Genomic DNA, 19,949 nt, shown 5'->3' on the forward strand with positions numbered 1-19,949 from the left:
TGTGCTACAAATATCACCAAATGTTAGACTTTGATGATATATTTTAGACTTAAGATGTTAAACTTGAAACTTTAGAGTTTAAACTTAATTCACTATCTTAAAAATATGCAGTTACGAGTTCCCCTATGCTACGACAGTTCGCCCGAATGGGTTGAAACGGTGATGAATGATTTCGATTCTTTTTTACAAGATCATGCCGACTGCGAGCGCAAAGCTTCTTCGATGGCCATGAGCTTTGTAGCTAAATTTCCTGATCGACTTGAAATCCTTCCCGAACTCATCGACACCGCTGTGGAGGAATTAGAACACTTTCGTTCGGTCTATGAGATCATGCAAGAACGAGGCATCAAACTGAACCATGAAATCCAAGAAGACCAATACGTCAAACAACTCATTAAGAGCTGTAGAAGCGGAAGAGAAGAGCGTTTTATGGATCGCTTGCTTTTAGCCTCTATTGTGGAAAACAGAGGTGCCGAACGTTTCCGTCTGGTTTATGAAAATTTACCTCAGGGAAAACTCAAAGAGTTTTATCAAGACCTCTGGGCCTCAGAAGCCAAACACGGAGAAGTATTCGTAAAAATGGCATTGATCTACTTTGATGAAGACGACGTATACAAACGATTAAAAGAAATGAATGAGATAGAAGGCAAAATCATGGAAGCTATGCCTTTATCTCCAAGATTACACTAAGCATATAGCCTATGGATTACTTTCATTCAAAACAAAAATTCAATCCCGAAAAGGGAGATGTATTGATTTCTGAGCCTTATCTCCCGGATCCCAATTTCGAGAGAACTGTTGTTCTCATTTGCGAACACGATGAAAATGGAACATTCGGGTATGTTTTGAATAAAGCATCCAACGCCACTTTCGAAGAAGTAATTGATCAGGTTTCTGACTTTCAGGAAAAACTGTTTATTGGAGGTCCTGTACAGCAAGACACTTTACATTTTATTCACCGAGCGCCAGACCTCATGCCAGAAGGCAAGGCGGTAGGTGGTGGCATCTATTGGGGGGGTGATTACGACAAGCTACTGTCTATGATCGACCTGAAGCAAATCAATCCCCGTGACTTCCGTTTCTTTCTAGGATATTCAGGTTGGGCTGCTGGTCAGTTGGAAGAGGAATTGGAGGCAAAGTCTTGGATTGTATGTAAGGGTATCTCCGCACAACGTGTATTTGATATAGACGAACGCCTATTGTGGAAAGATGTATTGGAAAGTTTAGGTGGTAAGTTTAAAATGTTTGCGAACTATCCAGCTGATCCCAATATGAACTAATGCCACAAAAATTGCATAAATTGCATGGTGTAGAGAAAAAGTATTATGACTAACGAGAATGAAATGACTGGATCAACAGATGAAAAATCGACGAATCCGGGGGCTGTTCAGGAAAACCCTGAATTAACAAATGAGAATGAAACTAAGATTGATTCCACCTCCGATTCTAGTGAAACCGAAGTACCACAAGCAGAAGTAATTGCAGAAGCCTCAACTACAGAAGAGACCACTTCTCAAGAGGAAACTCCTGTAGCCGAGCAAACGACTGAAGAAGCGGAAACCGCTCCTGAAGAAAAAGAAGAGGTAGCAGAATCCCCTCAAGCAGAATCAAAAGAAGAACCCACCGTTCCAACTGAAGAAAAAAAAGCGGCTGATGCTCCAGCAGAACCTGTCGCACCAAACCCTCCTGCTTCTGACACCAAAGAAGAGGAAGAAGTTGAAGAAGAAGTAGATTACTCCACTTTCTCCAAAGAACAATTAACCACTGCCTTAGCTGACTTGTCTAGTCAGGATGATGGATATAAGAAAGGCAAAAAAATCAGCGACATCAAGAAGGCTTACGATGAGATATTCCAAGCGGAAAGAGCTGAAGCCTTAAAGAAATTTGAAGCAGACGGTGGTTCAAAAGATGATTTCCAATACAAGCTCGATGAGTTCTCCATAAAGTTTGAAGCCTATTTCAAAATCCTCCGTGAGAAAAAATCCAAAAACGCTAAAGAGCAAGAAAAGCAAAAAGAGCGAAATCTTGAGCTCAAAAATGCATTACTTGAAAGACTAAGAGCTTTCGTTGATGATGATGAAAATACTTCCAGCATCAACGCCTTGAAAAAAATGCAGGAGGAATGGAAAGCCATCGGTCCAGTCCACCACCAGCACAATCGCACCCTTTGGGCCAATTACAATGCGTTGATGGATCGTTATTATGACCACAGAAGCATCTATTTCGAACTCAAAGAGCTCGACAGAAAGAAAAACCTTGAAGCTAAACTCGAGCTTTGTAAGCAAGCAGAATCTCTCGATGCGCTCGAAAACTTAAACGAAGCCATCAAAAGATTAAATGAGCTGCACGAAGAATACAAGCATATTGGGCCTATCCCTAAAGAAGTTCAGGAAGAAACCTGGCAAAGGTTCAAAGCAGCTTCTGATCTAGTCTATGCTAAGCGTAAAGACTATGTATCTCACCTCAAAGAAGAATTGGGTGAGAATTATGAGAAGAAAGTCAAAATCGCAGAGAAGATTGCAGCATATTCGAATTTCACCTCTGATAGCATTGGCGAATGGAATTCAAAAACAAAAGAACTCCTAGCCATTCAGAAAGAATGGGAAGCTGTGGGTGCCATGCCAAAAGATCAGGCGAAATCGGTAAACAAAAAATTCTGGGGAGATTTCAAATCTTTCTTCCATAATAAGTCTGCCTTCTTCAAAACATTGGATTCACAGCGCGAAGACAATCTGAAGAAGAAACAAGAGTTGGTAGACAAAGCGATTGAGCTACAAACCAGTGAAGACTGGAACGAAACAGCTAATGCTTATAAGTCTTTGCAAAAAGAATGGAAAGAAATTGGGCCAGTGCCAGGCAAAGAGAGAGAAAAGATCTACAAGAAGTTTAAGGCTGCTTGTGATGAGTTTTTCAATAAGAAAAGAGGCCATAACAAAGAAATGGAGTCGTCTTACGATGACAACTTGAAGAAGAAAGAAGATATCTGTGCGTCTTTGGAGGCATTAGCCGGAGCGGAAGATCTTCATCCGGAACAAGTTTACGAATTGCAAGATGCCTTCAACGCTATTGGCTTTGTGCCAAAGAAAACCATCAAAGCAATTCAAAATCGCTATCAGGAAGCGCTCAACAAAGTCATAGCACAAGCTAAAGATTTTGATGAAGAAGAATTGGCAGAATTGAAATCTCTGGTACGAATCAACAAAATTAAATCCGGACCGCATGGAGATCATAAGCTGCAGCGTAAGGAGCATTCGATCAAAAGAAAGATACAAACCCTGGAGAAAGATGTTTCTACCTGGAAGAACAATCTGAGCTTCTTTGCTTCCTCCAAAACGGCTAATGAAATGCTGAAAGATTTTGAAGAAAAAATCAAAAAAGCAGAAGCTGAATTAGAAGAACTGAAAGAAGAATTAAAGTTGATTACTTACGCGGAACATTGATAATCAGCGGCTTAAAAAAAACTTTAAAATTAAATTATTGAGAAACTTGCAGAAGAAAAATTCTGCTTTACTTTTGCACTCGCAATTAGCCAAAAGGGCTAACAAGAATTAAGATTTTATTGCCTTCCATCGCTTAGTTGCGGTTCGACGATTCGACCAGAGCAACTAACTTGGAATCTCCTCAAAAGAAGAGAAGGCCGCAAAAAATTTTGCCTCCATAGCTCAGTTGGCCAGAGCAACTGACTTGTAATCAGTAGGTCGTTGGTTCGAATCCGACTGGGGGCTCTTATAGAAAGCAGCACTTGAAAAAGTTGCTGCTTTTTTTATGTTTAAGAACGAAGAACTTTGATATGACCAACCCGTCCTCCCTCCTTTTATCCAAAGCTCGTAAAGTTTTAAAAAACACCTTTGGATACGATGAATTTCGGCTACGCCAAGAGCAAGCGATAACTGAAGCATTAGAAAATAAAGACGCTTTAGTTATTATGCCCACCGGTGGTGGAAAATCGATTTGTTACCAAATCCCTGCTTTAATTCGAGATGGTGCTTGTTTGGTTATCTCCCCTTTGATTTCTCTGATGAAAGACCAGGTAGAAGCGCTGAGACAAAACGGTGTTTCTGCTGCCTTTCTAAACAGCTCAATCAGTGCAGCAGCTCAACGACAAGTAGAGGAAGAGTTTATGGCAGGCAAGATCAAACTCCTCTACGTCTCCCCTGAAAAACTCATGACGAGAGACTTTTTTAATATCATGAAGTCTAGCACACTTAACCTGATAGCTGTAGATGAAGCGCACTGTATTTCTCAATGGGGACATGACTTTAGGCCTGAGTATACCAAACTCAAATTCCTAAAAGAGCAGTTTCCAGAAGTTCCAATTATGGCACTTACTGCTACTGCCGATAAAGCCACGAGAAACGATATTTTGAATCAACTGAATATATCGCATGCACAGACCTTTCTATCCTCATTCGATCGCCCCAACCTCAGCCTGGCGGTAAGGCCAGCACAAAAACGAGTCGATGCCATTATCGATTGGATCAAAAATCAACCAGAGGAATCCGGGATCATCTACTGTCTGTCTAGAAAAAGCACAGAATCACTGGCTCTGAAATTGCAAAAGCAAGGAATAGATGCAGATTTCTATCATGCAGGCATGGACCCACAAGTAAAAGACAAGGTACAAGAGAGATTCATACGAGACGACCTGAAAGTAGTCTGCGCTACGATTGCCTTTGGGATGGGAATAGATAAGTCCAATGTACGCTGGGTCATCCATCACAACTTACCCAAAAACCTGGAGAGCTATTACCAAGAGATTGGTCGTGCAGGTCGAGACGGCGTAGATTCCAAAACTTTACTTTTTTATAGCTATAGTGATGTGATGCAGTTGAAACAGTTTATAGAAGAAGGCGAACAAAAACAACTGTTGGAAGCCAAACTGCAGCGTATGCAACAATTTGCGGAAGCGACTTCCTGCAGACGCAAACTACTACTTAGCTATTTCGGTGAGCAATTAGAAAAGGACTGTGGCAACTGCGACATCTGTAGAAACCCGCCGGAGTTTATCGACGGACTCAAGCTGGCACAAATGGCACTATCGGCTGTGGCTCGTACCCAACAGAAAGTTGGAACTCGGATGCTTATCGATATTTTACGTGGTTCGGGTAGAAATGACTTGTTCCAGCTCGGCTATCAGAACATCAAAACCTACGGTATAGGTAAAGAACATAGCTATGTAGAATGGCAACATTACATTGGTCAGTTTCTCAACCTGGGACTGCTAGAAATTGCCTTTGACCAACACAATGTATTAAGAATTACAGATTTAGGAAAAAAAGCGCTCTATAGCAAAATTGAAGTAAAAATCAGCAAACCAGAGACGCACGAGCAACGGAAGCAACGACTCACTCCTGCTCAACCTACCAAAAAAGTACAGCAAACCAATGCACTATTCGAACGACTCAGGGCTCTAAGGAAACAAATCGCAGAATCTCAGGGCGTACCTGCCTATGTGGTATTTAGTGATTCTACTTTACAGGAATTGTCTACTCACAAACCTACCACAGATGATGAGTTATTAAATATCTCAGGAATTGGCGAACGCAAAGCCGCTCAATATGGAAGAGAGTTTATAGATGAGATCATCACATTCATCAAAGAAAAATCATTAGAAGGTGAAAAAATCAAAGGCGCCACTCATTTAGTTACTTATGAATTGATCAAAGAAGGGCTAACGCCGGAAGAGATCGCCACCAAAAGGAATTTAAACATCGTAACCATTCATTCTCATTTGGCTACTATTTATGAGCAGGGGAAAGACATTGACCTTCGCCAATACGTGACCGAACAAGAGCTGGCTTTAATTTTCAAAGCGATTAAAGAAACCGGTGAAATAGAAAAGTTAAAACCGATATTCGATTTTCTCGATCAGCAGGTGTCTTATGACAAACTCAGATTGGGCTTGGCTCTGTATAAAAAACCTAAAATCTAAGTGATAATCACTGTTGGTTAGAGTTCAACTTCTGAAACGGAATACAATATTGGCTTATGCATCAATATTGTATTTTATTGGCTAAAATGCCAATATTTGTAATTATTGGTAAAATAGCCGATATTTACTGAAATATGACAAGTATCCTCACTGGAGATATCATCAATTCAAGAAAGGTAGACAGCCAAATATGGCTACCCATACTAAAGGGTACACTCATAAAATATGGCACTACACCAAAAACTTGGGAGATCTACCGCGGGGACAGTTTTCAGCTAGAAGTAGAACCTACAGCTGCCCTACTCGCCGCTATTCACCTAAAGTCTAGTATCAAACAAATAGCCTCTTTAGATATCCGACTTGGCATAGGTGTAGGCGAAAAAGACCATAACTCACCCAAAATTACCGAATCTAATGGCGAAGCCTTCGTACATTCAGGAGAAGCATTCAATCGATTGAACAACAAAAAGACGCTTGCTCTGATCACTCCCTCCTCAAGCATCAATGAACAAATGGAACTGGCCATAGACCTTGCCTTGCTCACCATGAACAACTGGCCAGTAAATGCTGCACATTACATTCAGGCCTCCATTGAGCATCCAGACTGGAAACAACTTCAACTGGCCAAACATCTAGGAAAAAGTCAAGGGACGATTAGTCAAAGTCTCATTCGTGCTGGGTTTGAGGATATAATGAAACTGGAAAAAAGATATCGTGAATTAATAACCAACCTATGATTGCCTTAACCCTCAAATTACTTTTAGCTCACCTCATTGGAGACTTTCTGATTCAACCGACTCATTGGATCAAAGACAAAGAAGAAAAAAAACACAAATCAAAATACTTGTATGTTCATTTGCTCACTCATACACTAGCGATACTTCTACTGCTACAATTTGATTTCTCCTTCTGGAAAGGTTTGGCGATCATCATAGCCTCTCATTTTATCATTGATTTAATGAAAATCAACTTTCAAAACTCGTCGAACAAACGATGGTTATTTTTCTTAGATCAGCTTGCCCATCTTTTTGTACTTGCTTGGGTGGTCAATTTATACGAGCCCTACTCTCTTATTCAGGCTGGCTCATTTTTAATGAGTAATCAAATAATTCTATTTGTGATAGCCCTACTCACGACCACTGTGGTTTCATCAATTTTTATGAAAGTAATCATAACCAAATGGGAATTGGAAGAAGATATCAATAGCGCCTCGCTGGAGCATGCTGGTAAATACATTGGCATGCTCGAGCGCCTCTTTATCTTTGGTTTTATTGCACTTGGTCAGTGGCAATCCATAGGATTCTTATTGGCAGCTAAATCAGTTTTTAGATTTGGTGACCTATCAAAAGCAAAGGACAGAAAACTTACTGAATACATATTGATTGGCACATTGCTGAGCTTTGGATTTGCCATTCTTTGCGGCCTGGCTTACGTATACTTTTCGGGAATAATTGATCGTTAAATTCCTCCTACAGTTCCTTTCAATTTGTGTTTTTTACCATCGCGCCAAACGATAAGCGTAAATGAATCACCTTTTTTAAGCTTAGAAAATTCATCAGCAATTTTCTCGATTCCTGCTTCTGTAGTTAACGGCGTTCCATTTACAGCCAGAATAATATCCCCACCGATCAGAATAGTCTCACCATTGTATTCCATAGGAATGGTACCACCTTCTATACCTAATGCACCAATTGGGGAAAAAAGTGTAACCTTCTGCACCAACAGCCCAATGTTTTGAGGGATATTGAGTGCACTGCCTAATTCTCCTCCAACTAACACTGCTTCCATTCCAGTCCAAGGCGTTGCTTCTTCCAATAATAATTTTTTGCACACATTAGATGTCGCTGCAAAACCTAACCCTTGAAATCCACCGGATTCTGATAAAATATAACTGGCAAGTCCTACTACTTCACCATTCATATTGAACATCGGCCCTCCAGAATTTCCATGATTAATTGATGCATCCGTTTGAAAGAACTCAATCACATGAGCGCCATGAGCAAAACGCTTTTTTATATGCCTGCCACTAATATAGCCCACTGAAAGACTGAAGTCTAATCCATAAGGTGAACCCACCATGAATATCTCGTCTCCTACTCTCACTTGATCAGAATCACCTAGTTTGGCTACCACCTTATTCTTCGGCGCCCAGGACAACTGAATAGCTGCTACATCTGCAAATGGAGCTGAGCTAACCACTTTGGCGGGTATAGTTTCGCCATCATTGAATTGCACTCTTATGTTTTCTGCTGTTTGTACCACATGTGAAGCCGTAAGTATTAAACCATTAGCATCGATCAATACACCTGACCCGATACCCTCATTGGTTACTATTTGACCTTCTCTCACATTAAAATCCTTTTCTTCAATAATGATTTTAACTACAGATTTAGAAAGTGTTTCATACAAATCACTGAGTGTCTGAGCCTCGGATTGAAATACGATTAAAACAGAAAAAGCGAATAATGATAAAATTTTCTTCATTTCGAGATTAGATAAATTACTATTTTGTGTTTGAGTCTCTTAAAAATTTTCCAACAAATGTGGCTACTACAACCACTAGATAAAACTGTCCTACAAGCCCTAAAACGATCGATAAACCTTTCGATGCAGATAATAGAGGTGCTATGTCTCCATAGCCGATAGTCAGCATGGTGATATAACTAAAATAGAGTAAATCCTGAGATCCTTCTCGTCCCTCAGCAATATTTGAATAAGCTGCAGGTTCTATAAAGTGAATAGCCAATGACAATAGTGCGCCGATGTAACCAATAAGCATATAGCCGTCAAAAGCTCCAAAAATCTCACTAACTCCAATATTTTTTTTAGCCACCAAATCCGAAAACAATTCGAAGGCTACAATGCCAATAAAAAATGAAAAGATCACCAAACCAATCAAGCCAGCGTATCCTTCAAACCAATTAAACACAACTCCCAGTATACCCAACATCAATATATAAAGCGCTGTTTTTCTATGTTTCTGGATCACCAAAAAACAAGATCCCAACATCAATATATTCAAAGCAGGAGATACAAATGCATACCTCATCTCTTGGGGGAAAAAACCTGGCAACAAAATATTCACCAACATGATGAAAAAAAGTATTTGATACTTGTAACTAGTGATCAATGACTCTCTTATGTCCTCTTTTACAAAAAGCATTTATTCGGTCGGTTGGTTTCCATATTCTTCTGCTCTTAACCATCCACCACCTAAGGCTTTATATAGCTGAATGTAAGATGCCAACAATTCGCTACGGACGGCAGTAAGCGCTAACTCAGCTTCAAAAGCTTGTCGCTGAGACTCCAGATACTCCAAGTAACTTGTAATCCCCTTGTCATACCTTTCAGAGCTCAAGTACTGTGCATTGGTAGCAGCACGCACATGATTTTGTCTGGCTTCAATTTCCTGATCATAGGTTTCAATAGCTATCAGTGCGTCCTCTACTTCCCGGAAAGCGTTGAAAACCACAGCCTCATAATTCAGGTAAGCAGACTCGGTTCTGACTCGCTCTATTTCTACTTTCCTCTTATTTTTACCCCAATTGAAAATGGGCCCAACCAAACTGGCTCCAGCATTCCAAGCTAAACCACCAGAATTGAAATCATTCAATTCGTTACTAACCCCTAGCACACCTGTTAATGAAATGGAAGGAAATCGAGCAGCCTGTGCAACACCTATTCTTGCATTCTGCGCTACGATAAGCTGCGTAGCGAGAGCAACATCTGGTCTACTAAGCAAAATCTCCGAAGGAAGTCCAATTGGAATATCTACCGCTACGGTCAAGCTATCCAATGGCAAACTCTCTTCAATTGATGTCGGAAATCCTCCTAATAATACACTTAAGGCATTCTCGGTTTGTACCGCAGCCCGAACATACAAAGGAACAGCGGATGCAGCAATGGCTTGTTGGATTTGAGCTTGGTTTAGATCTATTTCAGCAACGATGCCCTTATCATATCTTGCCTGAATCAAGTTAACAGAACTATCACGTAGCGCCACCGTTCGTTCAGATATTTCAATGCTGGCCTCGTATCTTCTTAGTTCAAAATATAAAAAGGCCACCTCACTAGCTATTGCCAACCTAAGGTTTTGATAACCTGCCTCAGAAGCTAAATACTCCGCCATTGCGGCCTCATTTAATCTTCTGAGTTTTCCCCAAAAATCCAACTCCCAACTCACTGCTCCAAGTCCAGCATAGTTGCCATTGGCTTCAGTGCCTAAAAATCCTGCATAGTTGCCGTAAGTAATATTGCCTTGTGCATTGAGCTGAGGTAGCATTTCTACTTTTTGAATTTTATAAAGCAACTGTGCTTGTTTTAAGTCGTTGGCTGCAATACTTACATTTCTATTACTATCAAGGGCTACAATAATCAAGGAATCTAAAACCGGATCATTAAATAACTCCCACCACTTGATATCTCCAAGGGAATCTGTTTTATTTTCTGCGTATTGATATGCATCAGGAGTCTCCATTTCTGGGCTCTTAAATGCCGGTCCCATTTTGCACGAATACAAAAACAGACCTGTTAAAAACCAAATCGCGATATTTTTTACCATCTTCTTCATACTTATTGATCTGTTGAAGGCTCGATGCTTCGGTTTTTTTCGTAATTAAAAAGTTTGCCTATAAACACGAAGAGCATTGGATATAAAAATACGCCAAGGAATGTAGCCAATGCCATCCCTCCCAGTAGCGCCATACCCATTACTTTTCTAGCCTCTGCTCCTGATCCACTGGCAACAACCAAGGGAAATACTCCTAATATAAATGAAAAGGCTGTCATTAAAATTGGCCTGAACCGTGACTTGGCTGCAGCAATGGCCGAGTCAAAAAGAGAAAGTCCCTTTTGAAATTCCTCATTAGCAAATTCTACGATAAGGATCGCATTTTTAGCAGCCATACCTATCAACATCACAAATGATACTTGTGCGAAAATGTTATTCTCAAAGGTTGGACTGAATTGCCTGGATACCCAGAGCGCAAACAAAGCCCCAAAAATGGCAAATGGTGTTCCTAAAAGAATACTGAGTGGTAAGGACCAACTTTCATACTGAGCAGACAGAATCAAAAACACAAAAACCAGTGAGAATGTTAAGATTACACCCAAAGAACCTGAGGCCTTTTTTTCCTGAAAAGACATGGCATTCCAAGAAAAGCTCATATCTGCAGGTAGCACTTCACCTGCGACTCTTTCTAAAGCTTCCATGGCCTGTGCAGAAGTAAAACCAGGCGCTGGACTACCGGTTACTTCCACAGATCTAAAAAGATTAAACCTATTAGTATAGTCCGGACCAGATATCGCTTCTATATCGACCAACGTGGCGAGCGGCACCATATCGCCTCGATTGTTTTTAATAAAGAAGTTACTTATCTGAGTCTCATCTACTCGGTACTCTGGTTCCGCTTGAATGTAGGTCTTGTAGAGACGTCCAAATCTTGTAAAATCATTGACATAAGCACCACCCATAAATGCTCCAACCGTAGTATAAAGATCGTTGAGTTTCACTCCCATTTTTAGCGCCTTCTCTTTATCCACATTCATATAGCGCTGGGGTACTGTAGCTTGGAAGGTTGTAAATGCACGTCCAATCTCAGGAGCCTCATTGGCCGCCTGGATAAACTTCATCGTATTTTGAGACAAATAAGCTGGCGAGTTCCCCAATTTATCCTGTATCATAATACTAAATCCAGATCCATTTCCTAGCCCAGGTATAGCCGGTGGGCCGAAAGCAAATGCCTGAGCACCCTTAATAGCAAAGTAGAGTTTTTTGTTCACGTCATCCACAATCTCTTTGGCCGTGCGATCTCGTTCTGCCCAATCGGTGAGCGTAACGAACATGAAACCATTATTTGAAGACATGGCACCTGACAATAGACTAAAACCAGTGGCAGTTGTCACATATTGCACCTCAGGTACAGTAGCCATGATTTCTTCAATTTTTTTGGCTATCACGTCAGACCTCTGCAGGGATGCAGCGTTTGGCAGCTGCATGTTTACAAAGAAATAGCCCATATCCTCTTCAGGTATAAAACCTCCTGGAACCATCTTTCCAAAAATACCAGCACCCACAGTCATGATGACAATGAAAATCACTCCTCTTTTAATCTTTCGAGTCACTACATTGGTAAAACTCATGTAAGCATCCGTGCTTTTATCCATGCCTTGATTAAACTTTCCAAAGAACCAACCTAAAGGCCCGCCGTATTTCTCTGGCTTCTTAAGCAGGATAGAACATAGTGCCGGACTTAGCGTCAATGCATTGACCGAAGAAACCATCACAGATACAACAATCGTGATAGCGAACTGTTGATAGAGCAATCCCGTAATTCCGGCCATACCCGCGACAGGAATAAATACCGCGATCAAAACTAGAGTCGTAGCAATAACTGGAGCAGTCACTTTACGCATCGCATCCAGCGTGGCCTCTTTGGTACTCATGCCTTTTTCAATATTCACCTGTACGGCTTCAACCACAACAATCGCATCATCCACCACAATACCAATCGCCAATACCAAACCTAACAACGAAAGCACATTGATGGTAAAACCTAATGCAGGAAAAAACATGAAAGCTCCGATCAATGAAACTGGTATAGCCATAGTTGGTATCAAAGTAGCCCTCCAATCTTGGATAAAAATGAATACCACCAATACTACCAAGATCAAAGCAACAATCAATGTGACGATGATATCTCGTATACCTGCTGTAATCGGTGCTGTAGAATCCAATGAAACATCATACTGCATGCCTTCTGGAAATGCACTTTTAAGCTCTTCCATGTCCGAAATTACATCTTTGGCTAATTCAACCGCATTAGAACCTGGCGCTTGATAAAGTGCTACAATAGAGCAAGTTTCACCATTCAAACGAGTAAAAGAATTATACGTTTCTACTCCAAGACTAACCTCTGCGATGTCTCCAAGTTTTACCTGAGACCCATCCTCTTTAGTTCTCACAACTATCTCTTCAAATTCCTTAGGTGAATTGAATCGTTCTGGCAAACGCACAGTATAAGTAAACTCAGTCCCTGGCGGCGCTGGTTCTGCACCAAATTTACCACCTGGTACGATGATGTTTTGTTCGTTAATGGCAGTCAATATTTCCGGCACAGTAAGTCCCAAGTGAGACAAACGATCTGGCTTGATCCATATTCTCATAGAGTAATCCGAAGCACCTAATACATTCACTCGACCAATACCTTTGATCCGAGATAGTCTATCCTTGATATTGATCAACGCATAGTTTCCTAAAAAATCCTGATCGTATCTGCCATCAGAAGTCAAAGCCACCAACATCAAAATATTAGGCAGTGATTTTTCGGTAGTAACACCCAATTTCTTAACAGCTTCTGGAAGTTTAGCCGTAGCAGCTGATACCCGATTTTGAGCCAATACGGTATTCATATCTGGATCAGTACCAACATCAAATGATATATCAATAACCATCGACCCATCATTCGCATTGGTCGACTTCATATAAATCATATTGTCTACTCCATTGATTTGCTGCTCCAGCGGTGTAGCTACCGACTCCTCAACATTAATGGCATTTGCACCTGTATAATTGGCCCTTACCTGAACAATTGGTGGCGTAAGGTTGGGATATTGCTCAATCGGTAAATCAATGACTGATACCGCCCCTACAATCACAATAATAATCGCAATAACCATGGCCACAATCGGCCGATGCACGAAGAAATTTCCTTTCTGATCTGACATATCGGACGATTATTTTAAGCTAACACTTTTGAATTCGGTCACTTCCGGAACAATCTTAACACCGGATTGTACTTTCTGAACACCTTCCAGAACAACCATCTCTCCTTCTTTCAAACCTTCGCTAATCAACCAAAGGTCATCTATACGTTCGCTCACTTTTACTGATCTGGCCTGAACCGTTCCATCGCTTTCCACTATAAATACGGAATACTGCCCTTGTAATTCAATCACACATCTTTGAGGGATAATAATGGCATCCTTTTTATCATCCATTTTGACACGGACTCTACCAAACTGCCCTGGGCGAACGATTAAGTTTGGGTTTGGAAAAGAGCCCTGCACTAATATAGCACCTGTCGTAGCATCTACTTCTCTATTGATAAAGTCTACGGTACCTTTAAATGGGTGCTCTATTCCATCGGATAATATTAAAGTCAGCGCGTCTTTTCGTCCCTTCCCTCCTCTAGGGTTTAATTCCTCCTGGTTCTTGTGCACATATCTCGCAACGGTGAGGTATTCACTTTCAGTTAAGAAAAATTGTACTCGTATTGTATCAATTCTTGACACAGTATTAAGAATAACCGGATTCGGGTCTCTTCCTACAAATTCACCCTCCCTGGCATTCGTTTTACCAATAAACCCTGTAATTGGAGAAGATATTCTGCAGTACCCCAGATTGATTTGACTCATTCTCAGGTTGCCCTTCGCAGCGTTGACAGAAGCCACAGCAGCATCTCTTTTTGACTGGGCATAATCCAAATCACTTTTACTCACCGCATTTATTTCAGCTAATGGCTTGTATCGCTCCAATTCGTTTTCTGCATTGGCAAGCATCGTTTGAGCTTCAGCCAATTTTGCTTGCATGGCCGACACCTCCGCTTTAAAAGGTTCTGGATCTATAGAGTAAAGTAGTTTCCCTTTTTCTACACGAACCCCTTCTGTAAAATAGATACCCTCCAAAAAGCCTTCAACCCTTGCACGGATAGGAATATCCTTTAAACCATAAACCTGCCCGACAAACTGCTTAAAAACAGGCACATCTTGTTTGGAAACTTTTACAACCGGTAGTTTTTGAGGTGGAATGACGGCGGCTTGCTTTTCTTTGCAGCTATACATGATCACAGGCAGGATCAAAACCATCAGCGTCTGGCGAAGTTTCATTTGGTGAGTTTAGGATATTTCAAATTAAATTTTTAATGATGTATGATTTCCATCTGTCTTCGAAAATAAAAACTAATGGTTAATAATTCTTTTTAATATCAAATTTTCATATTCTTTTGTTAACCTTTTCTCAAATCAATATGAAACTTAAGCAAATACCAGTATTCTCATTATTTCTATTTTTATCAGCACTCCTTTTAGATTCATGTGCACCATCGCACCCATTAGTATTAGATGCTGCCTGGGAAAACGCGGTGTACGAACCTCGAAACTTTAGAAAAGTAGCTGTTTTTGGTATGTCCAAAGACATCAAAACAAAAAAGGAATTTGAGAAAGATGCCGTGAAGTATTTCAAAAGCAAAGGTGTGCCAGCAGTGGCTGGGTATACCCTTTTCGAACATGAGCCAGAAGGCGATGAGGTCAATCGGTCAGATATTAAGAAAGAATTATTTGCTCAGGGTTTTGATGGCGTACTGACTGCTTCGTCTATTGAAAACATCTCTACAGATGACGATGATATCACTGATGAAGAATTAGCCAGGCACGCAGAAGGAATCTACAAGTTTGGTCAATATTTTGAAGCGAGATATGATCACTTGCAGTCAGATGTGGATCATAGTCATCATAAATACTCCATTTTAGAGGCCAATTTTTACTATTTGATGGATTATAATGAATTCGACGGCAACGGATTGGTCTGGATCTCACATTTCAAATATGATCTGGAAAAGAAATCCGATGTAGCTATAGAAATAGACAACTATGCACACGTGATCGTCAATGCCTTATTTGAGGACCAGGTGATTTTGGAGAGAGGGAATTAATCTGTAATATTGACTAATACCTTGACTAACTAAAACAACCAAATTTCAAGAAATCATGAAGAAAATTTCAATCCTTGTACTAGCTACAGCATGGCTGATTGGGTGTGACTCCTCCAAAGCAGTACAAGAGCAAAATGTAAAACTAATCGAATCCTATATCCAGGCGGTAGAGAATAAAGATTACGATACAATGGAATCTCTACTTGCTGAAAATTATGTCGGTATTGGCCCATCTGTTTCTGATACTACCACCAAGAAACTCGCACTTGAAGCCTGGAAGATCAATAGCAGTGAATTGTATGAGTCTATCAAGTATACCAAGTCCAGGGTTTTTCCTATATCTGTTGCAGGCGGAGATTATCCGGGAGAATGGGTTTCTAATTTTGCCTTGTTAGATATCAATTATAAAAATGGAAAATCCATAAACCTTTTGACCAACACTTCTTATAAAATTGAAGGTGGAAAAATCGTGAATAGCTTCACCTTTTACAATGAAGCAGACGCCTTGGAGCAACTCGATTATGTATTCATAGACCTCAACGATTTAAATCAATAACCAGATGAAGAATTTATTAACCTTACTATTAATATTGTTTGGATTGAATGCATTCGCGCAATCGGATCAAAACTTAGCGAAGGGCTTGGGGCTTTTTGTTTTCCCTGCGAAGGATCAAGATGAAGCTACACAAAACAATGACGAATACGCGTGCTACAAATGGGCTATGAAGGAGACCGGAGTCAATCCGTTGAACCCTCCTAAAGTAGAGGCCGAAAAAGTAGAAACCGGACCTGATGGTTCTGCCGTGGTTGGCGCAGCAGGAGGCGCAGCAGCAGGAGCTGCAATTGGTGCCATAGCAGGAGATACTGGAAAAGGCGCAGCCATTGGAGCTGTGGTAGGCGGTCTTCGAGGACGTAGGGCTCGCAAATATGGTGAGTACAAAGAAGCCGAGCAAAATCAAGCAGCAGCCAAAGCCACCGAAGAGGAAATGATGAATAACTTCAAAAAAGCCTTCACTGCCTGTATGACAGCTAAAGGCTATACCGTTCAATAGAACATTCATAACTAAAAGAAAAGGCTGTCCATGGACAGCCTTTTCTTTTATACATACAGTAAAGCAAATTAGATTAAATCCATTCTGCTTTACGATTAGTTCCTTTCATCTAACTAATTCTCCTCACCTTCTGTTGCTCCGTACTGGCGTCAATCATTTTGGCGTAACTCACTTTTTCGCCGGACGCTGATTCGTAATAGTAATGCACTCCCTCAAGCGTCAATGTGCATTCACCCAACTCATAGCGAAGTACTTCCACCCTATCCCCTTCATTCAACGGTTCTCCATTGATATCCAATAGTTGTGGAGCCTTTTTTTCTTTTTTCTTCTTCTTGAATAGTCCAAACATATAATTTCTTAAATAGTCATCAGAGTTCTCTACGAGTAACTCTGATGGACAAAGTAAATTCTTCTTCTCACTACGAAACGACTCAAAGAAACTCATATTTTCTCTCAGAGTCACCTAAAAGGGACTCTGAGAATTAAGGATAGCACCCGCCGTGAAACTCTGATTTAGCTACGCCGTTGTCGTCCGTGCTGGGTTGTCGCAAATTATTTATTTCTTATTATAAAATTGGCTGGTTATACTCTAATTTTATCCTCACAATAAGACCATAACTAAATCAACAAAATGAGATACTTAAGTCTAATCATAGCAGGCCTGTTTATTACAGCTTGTAACAGCAATCCAAAATCAAATACAGAAGCAGCATCTGAACCTACAGAAATTGAGGAAGTAGCTGCAGACATAGAAGAAACTACGGAAACACCAACCGTTAAATTCAAAAGCAAAGGCATACAAACCATCTACAGTGCTTACGAAAAACTCCGAGACGCTTTAGTAGCTACAGACTACGAAACAGCAAAAGCTTTTGCTAAAGATCTAAGTGAAGCTTTGAAAGCGGATGAAAGCACCTGGCAACAGGCCAGTATTGCAGATGGCATCATGAATGCAGGAGATGTAGAAAAGGCCCGAGCAGTATTTTCTGAGTTAAACAACTCTATGGAAAGCGTATTCGAAGGTGCTATTGAATCTGGTGAAATCAATAAGTGTTTCTGTCCTATGGCTTTAGACAATGAGGGCGCTTCCTGGTTTAGTACCACCAAAGAAATCAAGAACCCATATTTCGGGGATAAGATGCTGAAGTGCGGCATGGTAAAGAAGACGATTAAGTAAGGCGAGCAAATCAACTCACTGTCTCAATTGCCATTGAGCAACGTCATCGCGAGGAACGAAGCGATCTTAGCGTTCGAAAACGAATCTTAGACCTAGATTGCCTCAGACTTCGCGCCCCGCGGGGTTCGCAATGACGGATGACAATTCATACCGTTACTCTTGGCAAATCCATTCTATCTACATTCAATTTTACCCTCCTTTTCAATTCCTAAATTAATATTTAGGGTCTACCGTGATCTTGAACCTGTTTTTGCTATATTCGTGGCTTATTGAACCTCGGATTTTAGTCAGCTAATAATTCGCAATTGGGTTCAAAATTTAATAGATTAAATAGCAACATTAATTAATAGATAAGCACATGAAGATTCTTGTTTGTATTACGCATGTTCCAGACACGACTTCCAAAATTGCCTTCACTGATGGCAATACCAAGTTTGATCAGACAGGTGTTCAGTATATCATTGGACCATACGACGATTACGCTTTGGCTAGAGCCGTGGAACTCAAGGAGCAATCTGGAGGAAGTATCACCGTATTGAATGTAGGAGAAGCCGAAACTGAACCTACTTTGAGAAAGGCATTAGCCATCGGCGCTGATGACGCGATTCGCGTAAATGCTTTTCCTAAAGATTCGTTTTTTGTAGCTAATCAAATTGCGAATGCAGCTAAGGAAGGTGGATATGATTTAATACTAATGGGTAGAGAATCGATCGACTTCAACAGTGGCGTAGTACACAGTATGGTGGGCGAATTACTCGGCATGCCTTCCCTATCTCCTGTTATGACCTTAGATATCGAAGGTAGCAAAGCTAAGATGACTAGAGAGATCGAAGGCGGAAAAGAATATTTGGAAGCTGATTTGCCATTGGTGCTTGGATGTCAGGAGCCTATCGCTGAGTGGAAAATTCCTAACATGAGAGGAATCATGACAGCAAGAACGAAACCATTGAATGTAGTAGAACCTGCTGACGACACGGTTAGAACTCAGTTGAGTACTTACGAAATGCCTCCTGCCAAAGGAGCAGTAAAAATGATCGATGCGGACAACGTATCTGAACTGGTTGATTTGTTGAAAAACGAAGCCAAAGTACTCTAATTAACAAGCCCAAAAAATTATAGAAATGAGCATATTAGTATTCATAGAAATATCAGAAGGCGAAATCAAAAAATCGTCATTGGAAGCCATAAGCTATGCCGCAGGTATCGGCGGTGATGTCACTGCCATTGCATTCGGCGAAGCAAGCAACGACGCACTATCGGCAGCTGGAAAAGCCGGCGCTACCAAAGTACTGCATGTAGCAGACGAAAAATACAAACAAGGAAATATTCAGGCTTATGCTTCAGCTTTAGCTGCAGCCGTAGAAAGCACTGGAGCCGAAACAGTAGTTTTAGCGAAATCATCACTTGGTGATCCAGTATCTGCCAGATTAGCCATCAAAATCGGTGCTTCATTAGCTACCAATGTTACCGAATTACCTGATACATCAAACGGATTCACGGTAAAGAGAAGCATCTATACAGGTAAGGCATTCGCTAACGTTGATTTGACAGAAGGTAAAAGAATAATAGGCATTAAGAAGAATGCGGCAATCATCAAAGAAGATGGTGCAGACGCGGCAGTAGAGGCATTTAGCGTCAGTGCAGATGATGCAGATTTTAAAGTAACGGTAACTTCTCAAGAAAAAGCTACTGGTGAAATTTTACTTCCTGAAGCTGACTTGGTAGTTTCAGGTGGTAGAGGATTGAAAGGCCCTGAAAACTGGGGAATGATTGAAGATTTAGCTAAGGCGTTAGGTGCTGCGACTGGATGTAGTAAACCAGTTTCCGATATGGACTGGAGACCTCACCATGAGCACGTAGGACAAACAGGTATCAAAGTGGCTCCTACCCTATATATCGCTGTCGGTATATCTGGAGCAATTCAACATTTAGCCGGTGTAAACTCTTCGAAGTTTATCGTGGTGATCAACAAAGATCCAGAGGCACCATTCTTCAAGGCAGCAGACTACGGAATCGTAGGTGATGCATTTGAAGTAGTTCCAAAATTAACAGAAGCTATCAAGGCACTAAACAATTAA

18 protein-coding genes and 1 tRNA gene are annotated in these 19,949 nt (G+C 40.8%); 13 read left to right on the forward strand and 6 right to left on the reverse strand.

Going from position 1 to position 19,949, the window contains the following annotated elements; all coding sequences use genetic code 11:
• The first annotated feature begins 105 nt into the window (after positions 1 to 105).
• The 7 genes from R8N23_RS13460 (at position 106) to R8N23_RS13490 (ending at position 7,394) form a co-directional block, all read left to right on the forward strand.
• Complete coding sequence (locus R8N23_RS13460) at positions 106 to 690, forward strand: tRNA-(ms[2]io[6]A)-hydroxylase (protein ID WP_318172128.1); 585 nt, start codon at positions 106 to 108, stop codon at positions 688 to 690.
• Between the two features lie 11 nt (positions 691 to 701).
• Positions 702 to 1,280, forward strand: coding sequence for a YqgE/AlgH family protein (locus R8N23_RS13465; RefSeq protein WP_318172129.1), 579 nt, complete (start codon positions 702 to 704; stop codon positions 1,278 to 1,280).
• A 45-nt stretch (positions 1,281 to 1,325) separates the two neighbouring features.
• Positions 1,326 to 3,440: a DUF349 domain-containing protein gene (locus R8N23_RS13470; RefSeq protein WP_318172130.1), complete on the forward strand. Its 2,115-nt coding sequence runs from the start codon at positions 1,326 to 1,328 to the stop codon at positions 3,438 to 3,440.
• A 211-nt stretch (positions 3,441 to 3,651) separates the two neighbouring features.
• Positions 3,652 to 3,725: transfer RNA gene (locus tag R8N23_RS13475), tRNA-Thr, on the forward strand.
• A gap of 65 nt (positions 3,726 to 3,790) precedes the next feature.
• Entirely contained in the window at positions 3,791 to 5,932 is a 2,142-nt protein-coding gene (gene recQ / locus R8N23_RS13480; protein WP_318172131.1) for a DNA helicase RecQ, read from the forward strand.
• A gap of 134 nt (positions 5,933 to 6,066) precedes the next feature.
• Positions 6,067 to 6,669 (forward strand): transcriptional regulator, encoded by a 603-nt coding sequence (locus tag R8N23_RS13485; protein ID WP_318172132.1) that lies wholly within the window; start codon positions 6,067 to 6,069, stop codon positions 6,667 to 6,669.
• Entirely contained in the window at positions 6,666 to 7,394 is a 729-nt protein-coding gene (locus tag R8N23_RS13490) for a DUF3307 domain-containing protein (RefSeq protein WP_318172133.1), read from the forward strand. Before R8N23_RS13485 ends, R8N23_RS13490 begins: the two co-directional genes overlap by 4 nt.
• Here R8N23_RS13490 and R8N23_RS13495 read toward each other — a convergent pair.
• Genes R8N23_RS13495 through R8N23_RS13515 form a run of 5 tightly spaced genes read right to left on the reverse strand, consistent with a single transcriptional unit; the run spans position 7,391 to position 14,818 of the window.
• Positions 7,391 to 8,416 carry a S1C family serine protease gene (locus R8N23_RS13495; protein ID WP_318172134.1) on the reverse strand — a complete coding sequence of 342 codons (1,026 nt, stop codon included), beginning with the start codon at positions 8,414 to 8,416 and terminating at the stop codon, positions 7,391 to 7,393. The genes R8N23_RS13490 and R8N23_RS13495 overlap by 4 nt on opposite strands.
• Before the next feature lie 19 nt (positions 8,417 to 8,435).
• Positions 8,436 to 9,095, reverse strand: coding sequence for a potassium channel family protein (locus tag R8N23_RS13500; protein ID WP_318172135.1), 660 nt, complete (start codon positions 9,093 to 9,095; stop codon positions 8,436 to 8,438).
• Positions 9,096 to 10,493, reverse strand: a complete 1,398-nt coding sequence (locus tag R8N23_RS13505; protein WP_318172136.1) for an efflux transporter outer membrane subunit — start codon at positions 10,491 to 10,493, stop codon at positions 9,096 to 9,098.
• A gap of 11 nt (positions 10,494 to 10,504) precedes the next feature.
• Positions 10,505 to 13,657: an efflux RND transporter permease subunit gene (locus R8N23_RS13510; protein WP_318172137.1), complete on the reverse strand. Its 3,153-nt coding sequence runs from the start codon at positions 13,655 to 13,657 to the stop codon at positions 10,505 to 10,507.
• A 9-nt stretch (positions 13,658 to 13,666) separates the two neighbouring features.
• Positions 13,667 to 14,818, reverse strand: coding sequence for an efflux RND transporter periplasmic adaptor subunit (locus tag R8N23_RS13515; RefSeq protein WP_318172138.1), 1,152 nt, complete (start codon positions 14,816 to 14,818; stop codon positions 13,667 to 13,669).
• Between the two features lie 140 nt (positions 14,819 to 14,958).
• On the opposite strand from R8N23_RS13515, the gene R8N23_RS13520 reads away from it, so the two are divergent.
• Genes R8N23_RS13520 through R8N23_RS13530 form a run of 3 tightly spaced genes read left to right on the forward strand, consistent with a single transcriptional unit; the run spans position 14,959 to position 16,694 of the window.
• Positions 14,959 to 15,642, forward strand: a complete 684-nt coding sequence (locus tag R8N23_RS13520; RefSeq protein ID WP_318172139.1) for a hypothetical protein — start codon at positions 14,959 to 14,961, stop codon at positions 15,640 to 15,642.
• 55 nt (positions 15,643 to 15,697) lie between these two features.
• Positions 15,698 to 16,198, forward strand: a complete 501-nt coding sequence (locus R8N23_RS13525) for a hypothetical protein (protein ID WP_318172140.1) — start codon at positions 15,698 to 15,700, stop codon at positions 16,196 to 16,198.
• Positions 16,199 to 16,202: 4 nt separating this feature from the next.
• On the forward strand, positions 16,203 to 16,694 hold the full coding sequence (locus tag R8N23_RS13530; RefSeq protein WP_318172141.1) for a glycine zipper domain-containing protein: 492 nt from the start codon (positions 16,203 to 16,205) through the stop codon (positions 16,692 to 16,694).
• A 109-nt stretch (positions 16,695 to 16,803) separates the two neighbouring features.
• Here R8N23_RS13530 and R8N23_RS13535 read toward each other — a convergent pair whose 3' ends face one another.
• The gene (locus tag R8N23_RS13535) at positions 16,804 to 17,139 is read right to left on the reverse strand and encodes a hypothetical protein (RefSeq protein WP_318172142.1); all 336 of its coding nucleotides are present in this window, start codon (positions 17,137 to 17,139) and stop codon (positions 16,804 to 16,806) included.
• A gap of 186 nt (positions 17,140 to 17,325) precedes the next feature.
• On the opposite strand from R8N23_RS13535, the gene R8N23_RS13540 reads away from it, so the two are divergent.
• The 3 genes from R8N23_RS13540 (at position 17,326) to R8N23_RS13550 (ending at position 19,949) form a co-directional block, all read left to right on the forward strand.
• Positions 17,326 to 17,871, forward strand: a complete 546-nt coding sequence (locus R8N23_RS13540; protein ID WP_318172143.1) for a DUF3347 domain-containing protein — start codon at positions 17,326 to 17,328, stop codon at positions 17,869 to 17,871.
• Positions 17,872 to 18,229: 358 nt separating this feature from the next.
• On the forward strand, positions 18,230 to 18,967 hold the full coding sequence (locus R8N23_RS13545; RefSeq protein WP_318172144.1) for an electron transfer flavoprotein subunit beta/FixA family protein: 738 nt from the start codon (positions 18,230 to 18,232) through the stop codon (positions 18,965 to 18,967).
• 25 nt (positions 18,968 to 18,992) lie between these two features.
• Complete coding sequence (locus R8N23_RS13550) at positions 18,993 to 19,949, forward strand: electron transfer flavoprotein subunit alpha/FixB family protein (protein WP_318172145.1); 957 nt, start codon at positions 18,993 to 18,995, stop codon at positions 19,947 to 19,949.

Origin of the sequence: Reichenbachiella sp. (assembly GCF_033344935.1) — a bacterium.
Classification (GTDB): Bacteria; Bacteroidota; Bacteroidia; order Cytophagales; family Cyclobacteriaceae; genus Reichenbachiella.